The organism is Aliigemmobacter aestuarii (genome assembly GCF_004799285.1).
Taxonomy (GTDB): domain Bacteria; phylum Pseudomonadota; class Alphaproteobacteria; order Rhodobacterales; family Rhodobacteraceae; genus Aliigemmobacter; species Aliigemmobacter aestuarii.
This window is the reverse complement of record NZ_SSND01000002.1, coordinates 375,970-392,370: the sequence shown is the minus strand read 5'-3', so window position 1 is coordinate 392,370 and position 16,401 is coordinate 375,970. Positions and strand designations below refer to the sequence as shown.

Sequence of the window (16,401 nt, the reverse complement as noted above, 5' to 3'; positions counted from 1 at the left end):
GTTGGCTTTGGACTTGGATCCGTCCTGATCTGAACGTCAGGCTTGCCACCCCCAGAGCCGCTCGGCGTCGAGGGGGGAGTAGCGGCCGAGCCGCACGTCTTCGGCCACCGCCGCCGGGTCTCGGGCGGAGGGGGGGCCGTAGCCGCCGCCGCCCGGTGTGCGGACGCGCACGCGGTCGCCGGGTTTCAGCGGGATGTCCTGCGCCTTGGACAGGTGCGGCGGCACCCAGACCTCGCCTTCGCGGATCACCTCGACCCGGTTCAGCGCGCCGTCCCATCCGCCTTCCACCCCTTGCGGGCCAAAGCGGCCGTGATCCATCACGAAGGAGGCCCGCGCCTCGCCCCGCAACAGCTCGATCTCGTAATCCAGGCCGAAGCCGCCCCGGTGCCGCCCGGCCCCGCCCGACCCTTCGTGAAGCGCATAGCGGCGGTAGAGGACGGGGAACTTCTGTTCCATGATCTCGACCGGCGGCGCCTTCGAGATGCCGATGGTGGAACAGCCGTTCGACAGCCCGTCATGGTCGGCATTGCCGCCGTAGCCGCCGCCGGAAATCTGGTACATCACGTAATCCGCCCCCGTCGCCGGATCATGCCCGCCCAGGCCGAAGTTGCCCGAGGTGCCCGCGGGCGCGGCGGTGACGCGGTCGGGCAGGGCCTGCACCATGGCGGCAAAGACCGCCTCGGCAATGCGCTGGCTGACCTCGGCGGCGCAGCCCGATACGGGGCGGGGGTAGGAAGCGTCAAGGAAGGTGCCCGCGACCCCGGTGACGTGCAGCGGGTCGAAGGCGCCCGCGCTGATCGGCACGTCGGGAAAGATGTGGCGCATCGCCAGATAGACCGATGACAGGGTGGTTGCGCGGACCGAGTTCATCGGCCCCATGCAGGGCGGCGAGGACCCGGCGAAATCGAATTCCAGCCCGTCGCCGCGTTTCGTGACGGCAAGCGCGATGGTCAGGGGGCGGTCCACCACGCCGTCACTGTCGACGAAGGCCTGCGCCTCGTATCGGCCATCGGGGACCAGCGCGATCATCGCCCGCATCTGCCGGGCGGCCAGGGCGCGCATCTCGGCGATGGCCTGTTCCACGGTCGCGTCGCCGTAGCGGTCCATCAGTGCGGCCAGCCGTTCGGCCCCCACCATCAGCGCGCCCGCCTGCGCCTTGACGTCGCCGATCCTTTGTTCCGACACCCGGATGTTGGAACAGACGATCTGCCAGATGTCGCGGTTCATCACGCCCTTGCGGAACAGTTTCACCGGCGGAAGGCGCAACCCTTCCTGTTCGGCGGAAATGGCGGATGCCGAAAACCCGCCCGGCACGGCGCCCCCGGTATCGGGCCAGTGCCCGGTGTTCGACAGCCAGCAGACCAGCCGGCCGCCCCGGTAGAACGGCATGGCAAAGCGCACGTCCATCAGGTGGGTGCCGCCAAGGTAGGGGTCGTTGACGATGTAGATGTCGCCCTCGTCGGGCGGCTCGGTTTCGCCCGCGGCGATGCGTTCGATGATCGTCCGGGTGGAAAACTGCATCACCCCCACGAACACCGGCAGGCCCCTTGACCCTTGCGCGATCAGGCTGCCGTCGGAGGCCGAATAGATGCCGTCAGACCGGTCGTCGGCCTCGGCGATCACGGGGGAAAAGGCGGCGCGGGAAAAGGACAGGTCCATCTCGTCGCAGACCTGTTGCAGGCCCGCCTGGATGACGGCCAGCGTGACGGGATCAAGCGGCATGGCCCACCTCGATGAACAGGTTGCCCTCGGCGTCCGAGGTGACGATGCCGCCGGGTTCGACGATGGTCGTCGTATCCATCTGTTCGATGATCGCGGGGCCCGTCAGGTGAAGGTCAAGCGGCAGGTGATCGCGCCAGTAGACCGGCACATCCTGCCAGCCCCCGCCGAACCACACGGGCCGGTTCCCCGTCAGCGCGCCTGCCAGATCGCGGCGGCCATCGGGGGCGATCAGCGCGCGCAGGTCCATCTCGGGGCGTTCGCCGATGACGGAACAGTTCAGGTTCACAAGGTTCGCCCGGATCGTCGGCAGATCGACCTTGAAGCGGGCGTGATAGGCCGCCTCGAACCGCTGTTGCAGGGCCTCGCGGGTCGGCGTGCCATCGGGCAGCGGCACGCGCAGCAGGTGGGTCTGGCCGATGAACTGCATATCGGCGGAATATTCGGCGCGGATGCCCTTCAGCGCCAGTTTCTCGGCCCCGATCAGGGCGCGGCCCTCGGCCTGCTGCGCGGCCCAGATGGCATGGACCTGTTCCATGTCGCAGCCGTCCAGAGGGCGGTTCAGGGTGCGAACGAAATCATGCCGCAGATCGGCAACCACACATCCCAGGGCATTGGTGATACCCGGCCGCGCCGGGATCAGCACGCGCGGAATGGCCAGTTCGCGGGCCAGAGCCACGGCATGCAGCGGCCCCGCGCCACCGAAGGCGAACAGCGCGAAATCGCGCGGGTCCGCACCCATCGAGATGGAAACCATCCGGATCGCACCGGCCATATGGGTGTTGGCGATGCGCAGCACGGCCTCGGCCGCCTGCTCCACTGACAGGCCAAGCGGGCGGGCGATCTGATCGGCCATCGCGGCGCGCGCGGCCTCGGCGGCCTGCCCGAAGCGGCTGGCGGGCAGGCGGCCAAGGATTAGGTTCGCGTCCGAAATCGTGGCTCTTGTGCCGCCACGCCCATAGCAGACGGGGCCCGGATCGGAGCCCGCACTTTCCGGGCCGACGCGCAGCATCCCCGCCGCATCGACCCGCGCGATGCTGCCTCCGCCCGCGCCGACGGTGCGGACATCGACCATCGGCACATGGATCGGCATGGCGTATTCCACCTCGATCTCGTTCGAAACCGGCGCGCGGGCATCGCGGATCAGCGCCACATCGGTCGAGGTGCCGCCCATGTCATAGGTGATGAGGTTCCCCACCCCGGCGCGGCGGCCCGTGTAGCAGGCCGCCATCACGCCCGAAGCGGGGCCCGACATCACCGTTTTCACCGCTTCGCGCGACACCGCGCGGGCGCTGACCATGCCGCCGTTTCCGTTCATCACCAGAAGGTCACGCGCGTACCCGCGTGCCTGCAACTCACCCGCCAGTCGCCCGACATAGCGTTCCAGCAGGGGCTGCACCGAGGCATTCACCGCCGCAGTCACGCCGCGTTCGAACTCGCGGCTTTCCGACAGCAGCGCATGGCCAAGGGTGATGTGGTCGTTCGGCCAAAGCTCGCGCGCGATCTGGCCTGCACGCAACTCGTGCGCGGGGTTCGCGTAGGCGTGCAGGAAATGGATCACCAGACTTTCGCAACCGGCCTCCAGCAGGCGCGCGACGCGCTCGCGCAGGGCGTCCTCGTCCAGCGGCGTCAGCACATTGCCGCGTGCGTCCATCCGTTCGGGCACTTCCAGCCGCAGGTCACGCGGGATCACCGGGGTGAAGCGGCCGGACATGCCATAGGCCTGCGGGCGGGTGCGGCGGCCCAGTTCCAGCACGTCGCGGAAACCTTCGGTGGTGATCAGTCCGGTGCGGCACAGGTTGCGTTCCAGCACCGCGTTCGTCGTCGTCGTGGTGCCGTGAACGATCAGGTCCATGGTGGCGAGGTCGGCCCCGGCCTCGTCAAGTGCGGCGAGGACGCCGCCCGCCTGATTGGGCAGGGTCGTGGGCACCTTGGCCAGCTTTACCGCCCCGGTAACCGGGTCAAGCAGCACCAGATCGGTGAAGGTGCCGCCAACGTCGATCCCCGCAACCTGCCCCCCCATCAGCGCAGCCCGTCTTCGCCCTTGACCTGCCAGACCTCGAGCCCGCCCATCCTGGAATGGATGCGCGGCCCCTTGGCCATTGCGAGGATAAACAGGATTTCGCCCGCGCGGGGGCCATCGGGGACGGCCACGGTGACCGCGTCGAAATGGCTGCGGACATAGGCCGCGTTGATATGGCCCAATGGCACGTCAAGGGCCGCGCCCATGGCCCCCACCTTCATCGCCGACGGCACGATGGCGCGGCTTTCGCCCAGCCGTTCGCGCATCGAATAGCCCCCCGGCACATGCCACATCGCGCCATGTTCGGCCTCGCCCGCCTCGCCCACGATGGCGCCCTTGCCGTATCCGTCGATCCCCTCGCGCCCGCCAAGGGCGGCGATCAGCCGGTCGGTCATCATCAGGCCGAGGGGCTTCAGGTCGTCCATCGCGCTTTGCAGGTCGGGCTCATACTGCCCCGCGAACGGGTTCGCGACAATGGCCGCGATGGCACCGCGCAGGCGCGGGGTGGCGGCATCGGCCCCGCCTTCGTGGCGGATTTCCTCGATCTGGGTCACGATCTTGCGGATGGGAAAGTCAGCCATGGGGGGCCTCCGGCGGTGCGGCGGGCAGGACGGCCCGGCCAAGGATGCGGGTTTCGGATTGCAGGAACAGCGCGGCACCAAGGATCAGACCCCGGCCCAGACAGGTATCGGCAAAGGCTGCGCCCGTGTCCAGCGCGCGGGATGCATCGCGCCGCGACAAGGGCGCGACATCCACCGTCACGTGGCGAAAGCCAAGGTCACTGTCGGCCTTCACCTCATGCGCGGGGCGGCGGGTGATGGCGGGGTGGCCCGGCAGGTCCACGGCATTGGCGATCATCGTGGCGGCCGCATCGGCCATCGCGGCGGTGGGGGCCAGCACGGTGACCGCATCCGCGATGCCCAGAGATTGCGACCGCCCGCGCCAGCCGCTGGTGGCGATCCCGCCCACGCCCGCGCCATGAGCAACCCGTGCGGTCTGGCCCGACCGGCCAATGGCCACGGCGTAGGACTGCCCGGCGGTCAGGTGCAAGGCGATGTCGCCGCCATTGTTCACATAGGCGCGGCTGATCCCCGGCCCGGCGATCAGCGCGGCCAGAACCGCATCGGCCACGGCGCCCGCAACCGCCGCCATCGGGGTGACGAAGGCCGGGCGGAACGGCGCGACCGCCTGCCCCATAGCCCGCGCCACCGGGCCAGCGAGCGGCGCATCGGGTTTTCGCAATGCGGGCAGTTCGGCCACCAGTTCCTCGAGCAGGCCGTCGAACCGCGATATCGCCCGGGAAAATCCGGCCTCGGCCCCCGGCCCGTCCGCGCCGATGACCAGGTCCATTGGGCCGTGGTTCAGGTGCAGCCGCCCGCCGGGAAGCCAGGCCGCCTGATACCGGGGCGCGGGCTTCAGCGCGCGGGCCATGGTTCAACCCTTCCGGCAGTGGTGTATTCGCCGCCCTCGGCCTCGACCCCCGCAAGATCCCGGATCGCCTCGGCGTGGCCGCCGAGGGCAAGGTAATCCGCGCGCGGCAGGGTGAATTCCAGGGGTGCGACCAGCGCCGGCGTGGGCACATGGCCAAAGGCGCCGGCAGGCAGGCGCGTGACGTCCACCATGAAGGTGATCCCCCCGCCGGGCCAGACATAGGTTTCCGCCCCGCCCGAGGTGAGCCGCGTGATCCCGGCCTGCACGGATCGTGTCAGCCGCACGGGATTGCGCGTGACACCTGCCCGCAGCGACCCGCCCGCGCCCCCCATGAACAGGACGGTGCAGAGCGAGGGTTCGCAGTTTTCGTCGATCAGCCGGACGGTGGGTTCCAGTTCGGGCGGCAGGGGGCGCGGGACCGGCTGCAACGCCTCGTCGAGGACGAAATAGGCGTATTCCTCGCCCGTGGTCGACACCATCAACAGCCGCAGGCCGGGCCGTGCGCCCTTGGCCGCGTTCCACGGCCCGAGGATTTCCAGCGGGTCGGTCAGCCGCGTGCCGCCCCAGCCAAGGCCCGGTTCCGAGACGCGGAAATACCGCCCCGGCGTGGAGCGGTGGCCCTTGATCCTGATCCCCGTCGGTTCCCATCCCAGAACCTTTCCGGCCTGGTGTTCGCTGACGACGCCGGTGATGTGGTCATCGACCACGACGACCTCATCGACGAGGCCGCGCCACTGGCTGGCGAACATGCCGATCGTGGCCGACCCGCAGCCCACCCGCATCCGCCGTTCGGGCACCCCATCGACGATGGGCGCGCGGCCCGCCTGCACGATCACCGTGGAGCCGCCGTCGATGGAAAGTTCCACCGCCTCGCCGTTGCAGAGCGCCAGGAGCGTGGCGCAGGTGACGCGGCCCTCGGCCTTTTCGCCCCCGGTCAGGTGATGGACACCGCCGAGCGACAGCATCTGGCTGCCGTATTCGGCGGTGGTGACATGGCCCACGGCCTCGCCCCCGGCGCGGACGGTGGCGGCCTCGGGGCCAAGGAAGCGGTCGGTGTCGATCTTCACCTTGACGCCGCAGTAGGAAAAGATCGCCTCGGTGACGACCGTTACCATATCGGCGCCGTCGACCTGCGAGGCGACGATGAAGGGCGCGGGCTTGTAATCGGGATAGGTGGTGCCCGAGCCTATTCCGGTGACGAAGGCATCGGACGGGGTGACGGGGTTGCCATCCCATCCGGCGCGGGCGAAGGGCACCAGACGGCCGCCCCTTTCGGCGGTGCGCGAGAGCATCACCACAGGGTCGGTCCGCACGATCCGGCCCGCGTCATTGGCATAGCGGTCGCAGGCGCCGGTCTGGCCGGGGGCGATGTAGCACATCACCGGGCAGGCGTCGCAGCGGATCTTTTCGGGCGCTTGGGTCATGGCCGCGTCGCGGGTTGGCGAGCGTGGCGGCGGGGGGCTGTCTGCCCCCCGCACCCCCCGAGGGTATTTGGATCAGGTTGAATGCAGGTCATGATCCGGCCTTTCGGATCGCATCGAGGACGCGGTGCGGCAGCGCGGGCAGGCGGGTGACCGTGGCGCCGGTGGCATGGTGGATCGCGTTCAGGATCGCAGGCGCGGTGGGGATCAGCACATGTTCGCCAAGGCCCTTTGCGCCGTAGGGACCTTCGGGATCGGGCACCTCGATCAACAGGCTTTCGACCGGGGGGATGTCGCCTGTCGTGGGGATCAGGTAATCGTGCAGGTTCTCGGTCCGGCCGGGGATGTATTCCTCCATCAGCGCAAGGCCGACGCCCTGGGCGATGCCGCCCTCGATCTGGCCTCGGGCCAGTTGCGGGTTGATCGCCCGGCCCACGTCATGGGCGGCGGTGATCCGGTGCAGGGCGACGGTGCCGAGGGCGGTGTCGACCGAGAGTTCCACAAGCTGCGCGCCGAAGCCGTAGACGGCGTAGGGGGTGCCCTGCCCGTCGTCATCGAGGGGGGCCGTGGGCGGGTCGTAGGTTTCTTCGGCCGAAAGGGCATAGCCGGAGCCGTCGGCGGGAAGGGCGGCGAGGTCGATCCGCGTCGTCCGCCCGCCGTCACGGACCAGCAGCGCCGCGCCTTCCAGCGCAAGCGACGCCCCTTCGCCCGCATTGGCCATCCGCAGCACGGCCGCACGCAGCGCCGCGCCCGCCGCCTGTGCGGCCCGGCCCGTCACATAGGTCTGGCGGCTGGCCGAGGTCTTGCCGGCATCGGGCGTCAGGTGGGTATCGGGCCCGATCAGCCGGAAGGCCGTGACGGGCAGGCCCAGGGCTTCGGCCGCGATCTGGGTGATGACGGTGTTCGCACCCTGGCCGATATCGGTCGCGCCCTGGTGCAGGACGACCTCGCCCTGCCGCGTGATCCCCAGGCGGATCGTCGACGGGTTGGGCAACGATGTGTTGCCGCAGCCATACCAGCAAGAGGCGACGCCGACGCCATGCCGGACCGGGCCGGGGCGGGCATTGGCCGCGGCAGCCTCGGCCAGCGCGCGGGTCCAGGCCGGGCGCAGCGCGACAAGGCAATCGCGGATGCCGGCCGCCCGAAGGACCTGGCCGGTGGCCGTGGCATCGCCTGTCTGAAGGGCGTTCAGGATGCGGAATTCCAGCCGGTCGATCCCTGCCGCTGCGGCCAGGCGGTCAAAGAGCGGCTCTTGCCAGATCGCCGCCTGCGGCACGCCGAAGCCACGGAAGGCCCCGGCGACGGGGCCGTTCGTGTGCATCGCCCGGGCGCGGGCATGGATCGCGGGCGTCCGGTAGGGGCCCGAGATGTGGACCGGCACGCGGTTGGCCACCGTCGGGCCCCAGCTGGCATAGGCGCCGGTGTCGAAGATCCCTTCGACCTCGACGCCGGTGATCCGCCCCTTGGCGTCGCAGCCGATCCGCCCGGTGATGCGCGACGGGTGGCGCTTGGTCGTCGAGGCCATGCTTTCCTGCCGGGAAAAGACCATCCGGCAGGGTCGCCCCGTCCTGAGCGTGACCAGCCCGATCAGCGGTTGCAGCGAGACGTCGAGCTTCGACCCGAAGCCGCCGCCCACAGCCGAAGGCAGGATGCGCAGCCGTTCGGGGGGCAGGTCCAGGATCAGCGCGGTTTCATCCCGATCCATGACCGGGGCCTGCGTGCAGGCGCGGATGCAGAGCGTATCGCCCTCCATCCATGCGGCGCCGGCCTCGGGTTCGATATAGGCATGTTCGACGAACCCGGTTTCGGTCGTTGCCTCGGCCACATGGGTCGAGGCGGCCAGGGCGGCGGCCGCATCGCCCTTGCGGACGCGCCCTTCGATCAGCAGGTTGCCGGGCCGGGCCGGATGGAGGGGCGCGCACCGCGCCGCTTCGGCCGGATCAAGGCAGGCATCCTGCGGTGTCCATGTCACCGGAAAATCCGAAAGATCGGGGTCGTGGCCGTCATCCTCGACCGCGACGATGGCCACCGCCTCGCCCCGGAAACGGACGTGCGAAACCGCAAGGGCGGGTTGGTCGGCAAAGGACGGGATCGCTCCAAAGACGTTGCGACCGGGGATGTCGGCGGCGGTGAACACCTGCGCCCGATGGCGCGCCGCCCATGTTGCCAGATCGCCGAAGGAGAAGGCCGCGTGGAAATGCGGTGAACGGATGGCATGAAGGCGCAGGCCGCCGGGTTGCCAGACATCGGCGCCGAAGGCGTCGCCCGCCACCTTCTCGGCGCCGTCGAGGCGGGGCAGCGGGGCACCGACCGCGCCGGTCACGGCAGCCGGAGGATCGCCGTCGCGCCAGGCATCGCAGACGGCGGCGATGATGGCGGCATAGCCGGTGCACCGGCACAGGACGCCGCCTAGTGCGGCTTCGGCCTCGGCCGGGGTCGGGCGGGGCCGGTCGCGCAGCAGGGCGGCGGCGGCCATCAGCATGCCCGGCGTGCAGATGCCGCATTGCGCCGCCCCCTGGCGCAGGAAGGCGGCGCGCAAGCGGGCAAGAACCGGATCTTCGGCCTCGACGGTTTCCACGTTTTGTCCGTCGATCCTGGCAGCGGGTGTCAGGCAGGCGCAGACCGGTTCGCCCTGAACCAGCACGGTGCAGGCCCCGCAATCGCCCGCGTCGCAGCCGACCTTGGTGCCGCGCAGGCCCAGATCCTCGCGCAGGAGTTCGGACAGGCGCCGGGTGGGGGGCGTGTCACATTCCGCGGGTTGTCCGTTCAGGGAAAAGCGCAGTCTCATGCCGTCCCCCAAGCAGGCTCGGATGCCCCGGAAGAGGCGAGATCGGACAGGGCGCGGCGGATCAGTTCGGCTGCCGCCGTCGCCCGATAGGCGGCAGAGGCGCGCAGGTCATCCATCGGCGCCAGTGCCGCGGCCACATCCGCATCGCGCACGGCGGTGGCGGCCAGATGGGGGGCATGGCCGGCAAGGGCGGCCTCGACGGCGGGCAGGCGGCGTGCCGTTGCCGAACAGGCCCCGACCGACACGGCGGCATCGGTGATCCGGCCCGCATCTGCGGCAAGCCGGACAGCCACCATGGCGATCGAGATCACCAGATACCGTCGCGCGCCGAGTTTCAGAAAGCGTGACCGTCCGGACAGCCCCGTTTGCGGGATCAGGATCGCGGTCAGGATTTCATCGGGCGCGCGCAAGGTCTGGCGTGGCCCGGTCAGGTAGTCGGAAAGCGCCATCTGGCGCGTCCCGCGCTGGCAGGCCAGTTCGACCTTTGCGTCGCAGGCCAGCAGCGGTGGCACGCCATCGGCCGCAGGTGAGGCGTTGCAGAGGTTGCCGCCCAGTGTACCCGCGGTCTGGACCTGCGGCCCGCCCACCTCGACCGCCGCCTGTTGCAGCGCGGCCAGCGCCGGTGGCAACGGGGTGCGGGCGATGTCGGCCCAGGTCGTGCAGGCGCCGATGCGCAGCCCGTTATCGGTAGCCGCAATCCCGCGCAGGCCGTCGAGCCCCGCAAGATCGAGAACCGGGAAGGTCAGGGCGCGGCCCTTCTCAGCCGGGTAAAGATCGGTGCCGCCGGCCAGAAGGCGCCAAGGGCCTGTCGCCATGGCGGCAAGGGCCTCGTGCAAGGAACGGGGGCGGAGATAGTCACCCATCGGCCGGTTTTTCCCTGTTGCACATTCACCGTTCGGGCAGCGAATTTCATTTGTGTGCAAACACTGTGGCCAATCGCCCGGTTCCCTGTCAATCGGCTTGCGGCAGGGGTGGCGGCCCGCTATGCCACAAACCTGTGGATGATGCCGATGTTTCCTACCTGCTGGACGACCAGATCGGTTACGTGCTGCGTCGCGTGACCCAAAGGCATCTTGCCATCTTTTCCGAGGCTATCCCCGAAGTGACCACGACCCAGTTCGCCGTTCTGGCGCGGCTGGCCCAGATGGGCCCGCTGTCGCAGAACCACCTGGGGCGCGAGACGGCGATGGACGCGGCCACGATCAAGGGGGTGGTGGGGCGTCTGGCGCGGCAGGGTCTGGTGGCGACGCTGCCCGATCCCGACGACAGGCGTCGCCTGACGGTATCGCTGACCGAGGCGGGGCAGGCGCTGTATCGCAGGCGCGTGGCCGATGCGCTTGCAGTCTCTGCCCGCACCGTTGCGCCCCTTTCGCCCGCCGAGGTGGAACAGTTGGCGGCGCTTCTTGCCCGCCTGACGTGACTGCACCTGACGTCACTACGCCTGACGTCACTGCGCCTGACCCGACTGCAGGACCCTGTTCTTTTGCCGTCAGTCGGGATCGCGCCTTGTGGTGATCCGCGGATCAAGCGCATGCCCCGAGGCCGGTCCGCGCAGGGGTTGCACCAGCATCCTGTCGATCCACAGGTCACGCGGCGTGCGGAACTGATCGATCCCGATCTCCATCCCCCGATGGCCCTTGGCGGGCTGGGCCACATAGGTGCCCAGCAGGCGGTCCCACCAGGGGACAGAAAACCCGTAGTTGGAATTCGTCTCGCGCGGGTCGACCGAATGGTGCACGCGGTGCATGTCCGGGGTGACAAGGATCAGCCGCAACACGCGGTCAACCCGCGGCGGCAGGGCGATGTTGGAATGGTTGAACAGCGACGTGGCGTTCAGGATCACCTCGAAGGCCAGCACCGCCACGGCGGGGGCACCGATTGCCCCCACCACGGCAAGCTTGATGACCATCGACAGCAGGATCTCGACCGGGTGGAACCGCAGCCCGGTGGTGACGTCGAAATCCAGATCGGCATGGTGCATCCGGTGCAATCGCCAAAGCCCGGGCACCGCATGGAACAAGACGTGCTGCAGGTAGATCGCCAGATCCAGGATCAGGATCGCTGCCACGAAGGCCAGCCATCCGGGAAGGTCGATCACGTTGAACAGGCCCCACCCCCGTTCGGCGGCAAGACCGGCGAGGCCCACCGCAAGGACCGGAAAGGCAAGCCGCAGGATCGCCGTATCGATCACGACGAGGGCCAGGTTGTTTGTCCAGCGGATCACCCGGGGGATCTCCAGCCGGCGGCGCGGCGCGGCCAGTTCCCAGATCATCATCGCAACCAGCACGAACAGGAAGGCCACAACCCGGACCCCCGGTTCGTGCACCATTAGGAATTCGCCCATCCGGTTTCTTGCTCCTGCCTTGTCGTCCGGGGTTGCGACATGATAATCAAGTGATCACTTGAATGATAGGAAGGCGGGGTTGCCGATGTCAACAAGCCCGAAGGCAGCGCTGCTGGAGGAATACGCGCTTGTCGCACGCGCCCTTGCGGCCCCTGCACGGCTGCTGATCCTTGAACAGGTCGCACAGGGTGAACGCGCGGTCGAAGGCTTGGCCGAACGCACAGGGCTGACCTTCGCCAACTGTTCGCAGCACCTTCAGCAACTCAGGCGGGCGGGTCTGGTGACAAACCGGCGCGAGGGCAAGTCGATCCTCTACCGCCTGACGGATTCTCGCGCGCTGCGCCTGATGGAACTGCTCTGCACGGTGGCCGAACGGAACCTGGCCGAGGTCGGACAGATCCTGCGGGCTCTGTCCGGCGGGCAAGAGGCGCCCGAACCGCTGAGCCGGGACGAACTTGAGGCGCGTCTGGCGGAAGGTTCGGTGACGCTCTTGGATGTGCGGCCTGCCGACGAATTCGCGCTGGGTCACATCGCCGGTGCGATGAACGTCCCCCTTGCCACCCTGCCCGAAGCGCTGCCGCAGCTTGCCGACGGGGCCGAGATCGTCGCCTATTGCCGGGGGCCCTACTGCATCTATGCCCATCAGGCTGTCGCCGCCCTGCGCCGCCACGGGCTGGCCGCGCGCCGGATGGAGGGCGGTCTGCCGGACTGGCGCGCGGAGGGGCGCGCCATGTCGCCCCCTGTGGCGGGCCTGTCGTGACGAAAAGGCCCCGCCATGCGGACATGGCGGGGCAGTTGTGCCACAGGCGGACCATGGCACAGGCGTAACCGATGTGTTCGGGGATGGGCCCGTCAGTTCGGGCGGGTGCCGTCGGCTTCCATTTCGGCCCTGATCTGCTGGCGCAGAAGGTCGATCGGGATCATCTTGCCGTCGCGCTTGAAGTGCCAGTAGGTCCAACCGTTGCACGAGGGCGCGCCTTCCAGCGCGGCGCCCACCTGATGGATGGAGCCCTTCACGTCATTGCCGATCAGCGTGCCGTCGGCGCGGACCTTGGCCTTGTGGCGGTTGCCGATGGAATAAAGTTCCTCGCCCGGGCGCAGCATGCCGCGTTCCACGACCTGCCCGAAGGGCACGCGGGGTTCGGCGCGCTTCGATCCGGTGACTTCCAGCGCCGAGGCGTCGAACTTGCGGACGCGGGCGATGCGCTGCGCGGCGGCCTGACGATAGGCCTCTTCGCGTTCGATCCCGATGAATTCGCGTCCCAGCATCTTGGCGACCGCGCCGGTGGTGCCGGTGCCGAAGAACGGGTCAAGGACCACGTCGCCCGGATGGGTCGTGGCGACAAGGATGCGGTGCAGAAGGCTTTCGGGCTTCTGCGTGGGATGCGCCTTGTCGCCGTTTTCGTCCTTCAGGCGTTCATGCCCGGTGCAGATCGGCAAGACCCAGTCCGACCGCATCTGCACGCCCTCGTTCAGCGCCTTCAGCGCCTCGTAGTTGAAGGTGTATTTCGCGGTCTCGTCGCGGCTGGCCCAGATCAGCGTTTCATGCGCATTGGTCAGGCGCTTGCCCTTGAAGTTGGGCATCGGGTTCGACTTGCGCCAGACCACGTCGTTCAGCAGCCAGAACCCCTGGTTCTGCAACTCGGCGCCCAGGCGGAAGATGTTGTGATAGCTGCCGATCACCCAGATCGCGCCGTTCGGCTTCAGCAGGCGGCGCGCGGCCTTCAGCCATTCGCGGGTGAAATCGTCATAGGCGGCAAAGCTGGAGAACTGGTCCCAGTGATCGTCGACAGCGTCGACCTTGCTGTTGTCGGGGCGATGCAGTTCGCCCTTCAGTTGCAGGTTGTAGGGCGGATCGGCAAACACAAGATCCACGCTGCCCGCCGGAAGCGCGTTCATCACATCAATGCAGTCACCCGCAAGAATCTGGTTGAGCGGAAGCGCCGGCGCCTCTGCTGCCTTGGTTTTCGTCGTCATATCTGCCTCTGTCCCCGGCCATTTTGTGCCGTGTCGTTGAGGCCAAGAATGAGTCAGGACCGATTCGGCGTCAAATTCTTTTTTGAATCAATCACTTACAGAAATCTGTTGATACAATATCTTGTGCACCGGCGCGAAGGAACGTCTATGAACTGCGGTTGGCCCAAGATTTAGAAGCGCGTCGAGGTGGTCTCTTGTGGGGTAGCCCGCGTTCCGTTCCCAGCCGTAGCCGGGGTATTGTTGCGCCAAATCCACCATGATCCGGTCGCGTGTCACCTTGGCCACGATCGACGCCGCCGCGATGGACAGCGACCGCGCGTCGCCCTTCACGACCGCTTCGGCGGCGCAGGTCAGACCCGAGGGCAGGCGGTTCCCGTCGATCAGCGCATGGTCGGGCGCGCGGGGCAGGGCGGCCATGGCGCGGATCATCGCCAGCTGGCTGGCGCGCAAGATGTTCAGGCTGTCGATCTCTTCGACCGTGGCATGCGCAATGCCGACTTCGGCCGACCCGAGGATCGCATCGAACAGCGCCTCGCGACGGGCGGGTGTCAGTTTCTTGCTGTCGTTCAGGCCGGGTGGAATGCGGCCGGGATCAAGGACGACGGCCGCCGCAGTGACCGGGCCGCAAAGCGGTCCGCGCCCCACCTCGTCCACCCCGCAGACGATGCGTGCGCCGCGCGAAAGGGCGGCGGTTTCAAAGGCGAAGTCGGGGGCGGGAACGGGCGGGCGCATGGTCGCATCAAGACCCCATCACGCCGGTCGAGGAAAGCGGAAAAAAGAGGGGCGCGGATCGCTGCTCGGCCGATCCGCGCCCAAGGCGGGCCTGGTGGTCAAGGGAATTCACGGCCCGCCAAGGCCGGGGACAGGACGATCAGTTGCGCCGCTTCTGGCGGCCGTAGACCCCCAGATCGGCCATGCAGTTCGCGCCATAGACGCGATCCCACCGGCCCTTGATCTGCACCGGCGTCGCGCAATGCTGCGGCAGCGGGTCCCAGAAACCCTGAGCGCGCAGGCAGTTTTCGGCATAGGCGCGGGTTTCGCCGCGGATGCCCTGCACGTTGACGCGGCAGATGCGCGGCAGTTGCGGTTCGACCCGGACCGGCGGTTTGACCGGCGCGACCACCGGCGGGCGGTGCGGCCAATGCGGTTGCGCGACGGGCGGCACGGGCTTGTGATGGCCCCAGGCATTGCCATAGGGCGGATAGGCCGGTTGCGTCGGAACCGGATGGCGGTTCACGCCCTGCCAGTCGGGGACCGGCTGCGGAACCGGGGCAGGGCGCGCCGATTTCTTGCGGTTGTCTTCGACCGCGTCGGCGATGATCGCCAGAACTGCGAGTCCCGCGATCCACTTGGCGACATCGGCGCCATCGGTTTCGGCGCGGGCCGGAAGGGCGGCCGCGGTCATCAGGCCAAGCGCGGTTGCCGTCGCGGCCAGAGTGGCGACAAAGCGGCGCTTGATGTTCCGGGTGCGTGTCATGGCGTGCATCCTTGTTCGTTGCGGGTCGTTCGTTGCGGGTCCGGCACGACGATCGCACCGGGGATGCCGGAAAGGTCGGCCAGCCCCCGCCGGACAGGCAATATCGCCGCCCGGCTATGCGATAGCGGCGCGCGAAAGGCGGATTGTTATTGAATAGCAGTGCCCCGATCACGAGGATGTGCCCAAGAAGAACCTATGGAGCAGTCCCATGAAACGCCCGATTCCCGCCGTTATGGCCCCCGTGGTTCTGGCCGTGGTGGCGGTCATGGCGCTGGCCGCCCCGGCCCAGGCGGCCTGCTATGCGCAATACAAGGCCAAGCAGGACAACCCGTTGCGGTTTCACGTCGGCGTGGCCGAGGTGGCCGATGCCGATTGCAGCAAGGCGGCAGCGAAACGCGCACTTGCCCCTCGCCTTGCCCAAGGGGGCTGGACGCTGCTCAACGTGATTGACATCTTCGGGCCGGAAGGTCTGGACGAAGGGAAGGCAAGTGCGCGCGAATACTTCCTCCGCTACTGATGTGCTGAAGGCCGGCAACCGCGTGGTTGCGGGCGGGATCATCGCCATCGTCGTGATCCTGCTGGTCGCGGCGGTCCTGTTGTTCGTGAACCTGCCCGACGCGAACGCCTTCAACGCCCGTGTCGAACGGATCTTTGTCGAGAATGACGATATGACCTCGGGGGCCGAGATCAAGCTGCTGGAGATTCTCGCGCAGTCGGGCACGGCCTTTTCCGAGGTTTTGGCCAGCTATCGCGGCATCATCTTCGTGCTTCTGGTGTTTTCGACCGCGCTTCTTCTGGCGGCGCTGGTGTTTCTGGTGACGATCGTCACCCTGAACCGTCGGATCTCGGCAATCCAGCGGTCGGGGATCCAGGTGTCGTCGATGCTGATCAGCCGCGATGCGCGCGCGGTCTACATCAACGATCTGGAATTCGCCCTGACCGATGCGGCGCTTGAGACGCTGGCGGTCCTGGCCGAGGCCCGGATGGATGACGAGGTGCTGACCGGCGCCCAGATCGAGGCAGTCATTTCCGGGCGCGATGCAGCCGATTGCGACGAGGCGGCGGGGGCCACCCGCGTGAAACGCCTGCGCGACACCCTTGGCAACCAGCTTGTCAGCGAGCTTCTGGTCAAGACCATCGCGCGGCGTGGCTATGTTCTGGCCGTGGGCAAGGATGCCATCCGGATGATCTGAATCCGTGCCTGCCGCCGGGAAGCCACCG

The 16,401-nt window shown here is 68.3% G+C and carries 15 protein-coding genes; 4 read left to right on the top strand and 11 right to left on the bottom strand.

The genetic code is table 11. The features are described 5' to 3' along the window. Positions 1 to 36: 36 nt before the first annotated feature. From E7811_RS10680 to E7811_RS10650, 7 genes are all read right to left on the bottom strand, one after another. Positions 37 to 1,722 carry a hydantoinase B/oxoprolinase family protein gene (locus tag E7811_RS10680; protein ID WP_136394615.1) on the bottom strand — a complete coding sequence of 562 codons (1,686 nt, stop codon included), beginning with the start codon at positions 1,720 to 1,722 and terminating at the stop codon, positions 37 to 39. Continuing rightward, positions 1,712 to 3,742, bottom strand: a complete 2,031-nt coding sequence (locus E7811_RS10675) for a hydantoinase/oxoprolinase family protein (RefSeq protein WP_136394614.1) — start codon at positions 3,740 to 3,742, stop codon at positions 1,712 to 1,714. The genes E7811_RS10680 and E7811_RS10675 overlap by 11 nt, the downstream gene beginning before the upstream one ends. Beyond that, a complete protein-coding gene (locus tag E7811_RS10670; protein WP_136394613.1) occupies positions 3,742 to 4,323 on the bottom strand; it encodes an amino acid synthesis family protein in 582 nt (193 codons plus the stop codon). Before E7811_RS10670 ends, E7811_RS10675 begins: the two co-directional genes overlap by 1 nt. Continuing rightward, on the bottom strand, positions 4,316 to 5,173 hold the full coding sequence (locus tag E7811_RS10665) for a UPF0280 family protein (RefSeq protein WP_136394612.1): 858 nt from the start codon (positions 5,171 to 5,173) through the stop codon (positions 4,316 to 4,318). Before E7811_RS10665 ends, E7811_RS10670 begins: the two co-directional genes overlap by 8 nt. Continuing rightward, positions 5,158 to 6,597 (bottom strand): 6-hydroxynicotinate reductase, encoded by a 1,440-nt coding sequence (locus E7811_RS10660; protein WP_136394611.1) that lies wholly within the window; start codon positions 6,595 to 6,597, stop codon positions 5,158 to 5,160. Before E7811_RS10660 ends, E7811_RS10665 begins: the two co-directional genes overlap by 16 nt. Positions 6,598 to 6,685: 88 nt before the next feature. Further along, positions 6,686 to 9,382 carry a molybdopterin-dependent oxidoreductase gene (locus tag E7811_RS10655; protein WP_136394610.1) on the bottom strand — a complete coding sequence of 899 codons (2,697 nt, stop codon included), beginning with the start codon at positions 9,380 to 9,382 and terminating at the stop codon, positions 6,686 to 6,688. Then, the gene (locus E7811_RS10650; protein WP_136394609.1) at positions 9,379 to 10,245 is read right to left on the bottom strand and encodes an FAD binding domain-containing protein; all 867 of its coding nucleotides are present in this window, start codon (positions 10,243 to 10,245) and stop codon (positions 9,379 to 9,381) included. Before E7811_RS10650 ends, E7811_RS10655 begins: the two co-directional genes overlap by 4 nt. A gap of 134 nt (positions 10,246 to 10,379) precedes the next feature. Here E7811_RS10650 and E7811_RS10645 point away from each other — a divergent pair, with 134 nt between their 5' ends. Further along, the gene (locus E7811_RS10645) at positions 10,380 to 10,802 is read left to right on the top strand and encodes a MarR family winged helix-turn-helix transcriptional regulator (RefSeq protein WP_136394608.1); all 423 of its coding nucleotides are present in this window, start codon (positions 10,380 to 10,382) and stop codon (positions 10,800 to 10,802) included. Positions 10,803 to 10,871: 69 nt separating this feature from the next. On the opposite strand, the gene E7811_RS10640 is transcribed toward E7811_RS10645, so the two are convergent. Next, complete coding sequence (locus tag E7811_RS10640) at positions 10,872 to 11,726, bottom strand: sterol desaturase family protein (protein WP_136394607.1); 855 nt, start codon at positions 11,724 to 11,726, stop codon at positions 10,872 to 10,874. Positions 11,727 to 11,811: 85 nt separating this feature from the next. On the opposite strand from E7811_RS10640, the gene E7811_RS10635 reads away from it, so the two are divergent. Then, entirely contained in the window at positions 11,812 to 12,486 is a 675-nt protein-coding gene (locus tag E7811_RS10635) for an ArsR family transcriptional regulator (protein WP_136394606.1), read from the top strand. Between the two features lie 92 nt (positions 12,487 to 12,578). Here E7811_RS10635 and E7811_RS10630 read toward each other — a convergent pair whose 3' ends face one another. The 3 genes from E7811_RS10630 to E7811_RS10620 all read right to left on the bottom strand — a co-directional run bounded on the left by E7811_RS10630 (position 12,579) and on the right by E7811_RS10620 (position 15,180). Further along, positions 12,579 to 13,703 (bottom strand): site-specific DNA-methyltransferase, encoded by a 1,125-nt coding sequence (locus E7811_RS10630; RefSeq protein ID WP_136394605.1) that lies wholly within the window; start codon positions 13,701 to 13,703, stop codon positions 12,579 to 12,581. Between the two features lie 87 nt (positions 13,704 to 13,790). Beyond that, a complete protein-coding gene (locus tag E7811_RS10625; RefSeq protein ID WP_136394604.1) occupies positions 13,791 to 14,435 on the bottom strand; it encodes a ribonuclease HII in 645 nt (214 codons plus the stop codon). A 139-nt stretch (positions 14,436 to 14,574) separates the two neighbouring features. Continuing rightward, positions 14,575 to 15,180, bottom strand: coding sequence for a hypothetical protein (locus E7811_RS10620; RefSeq protein ID WP_136394603.1), 606 nt, complete (start codon positions 15,178 to 15,180; stop codon positions 14,575 to 14,577). Positions 15,181 to 15,388: 208 nt separating this feature from the next. Between E7811_RS10620 and E7811_RS10615 the strand changes: the two genes are divergently transcribed. Further along, entirely contained in the window at positions 15,389 to 15,697 is a 309-nt protein-coding gene (locus E7811_RS10615) for a hypothetical protein (RefSeq protein WP_246020364.1), read from the top strand. Beyond that, complete coding sequence (locus tag E7811_RS10610) at positions 15,669 to 16,373, top strand: winged helix-turn-helix domain-containing protein (RefSeq protein ID WP_136394602.1); 705 nt, start codon at positions 15,669 to 15,671, stop codon at positions 16,371 to 16,373. Before E7811_RS10615 ends, E7811_RS10610 begins: the two co-directional genes overlap by 29 nt. Positions 16,374 to 16,401: the final 28 nt, after the last annotated feature.

Bases quoted from the DNA above. Each gene is read 5' to 3' on its own strand.
- E7811_RS10680 (WP_136394615.1), bottom strand. From the start codon at position 1,722: ATGCCGCTTGATCCCGTCACGCTGGCCGTCATCCAGGCGGGCCTGCAA.
- E7811_RS10675 (WP_136394614.1), bottom strand. From the start codon at position 3,742: ATGGGGGGGCAGGTTGCGGGGATCGACGTTGGCGGCACCTTCACCGAT.
- E7811_RS10670 (WP_136394613.1), bottom strand. From the start codon at position 4,323: ATGGCTGACTTTCCCATCCGCAAGATCGTGACCCAGATCGAGGAAATC.
- E7811_RS10665 (WP_136394612.1), bottom strand. From the start codon at position 5,173: ATGGCCCGCGCGCTGAAGCCCGCGCCCCGGTATCAGGCGGCCTGGCTT.
- E7811_RS10660 (WP_136394611.1), bottom strand. From the start codon at position 6,597: ATGACCCAAGCGCCCGAAAAGATCCGCTGCGACGCCTGCCCGGTGATG.
- E7811_RS10655 (WP_136394610.1), bottom strand. From the start codon at position 9,382: ATGAGACTGCGCTTTTCCCTGAACGGACAACCCGCGGAATGTGACACG.
- E7811_RS10650 (WP_136394609.1), bottom strand. From the start codon at position 10,245: ATGGGTGACTATCTCCGCCCCCGTTCCTTGCACGAGGCCCTTGCCGCC.
- E7811_RS10640 (WP_136394607.1), bottom strand. From the start codon at position 11,726: ATGGGCGAATTCCTAATGGTGCACGAACCGGGGGTCCGGGTTGTGGCC.
- E7811_RS10635 (WP_136394606.1), top strand. From the start codon at position 11,812: ATGTCAACAAGCCCGAAGGCAGCGCTGCTGGAGGAATACGCGCTTGTC.
- E7811_RS10630 (WP_136394605.1), bottom strand. From the start codon at position 13,703: ATGACGACGAAAACCAAGGCAGCAGAGGCGCCGGCGCTTCCGCTCAAC.
- E7811_RS10625 (WP_136394604.1), bottom strand. From the start codon at position 14,435: ATGCGCCCGCCCGTTCCCGCCCCCGACTTCGCCTTTGAAACCGCCGCC.
- E7811_RS10620 (WP_136394603.1), bottom strand. From the start codon at position 15,180: ATGACACGCACCCGGAACATCAAGCGCCGCTTTGTCGCCACTCTGGCC.
- E7811_RS10615 (WP_246020364.1), top strand. From the start codon at position 15,389: ATGAAACGCCCGATTCCCGCCGTTATGGCCCCCGTGGTTCTGGCCGTG.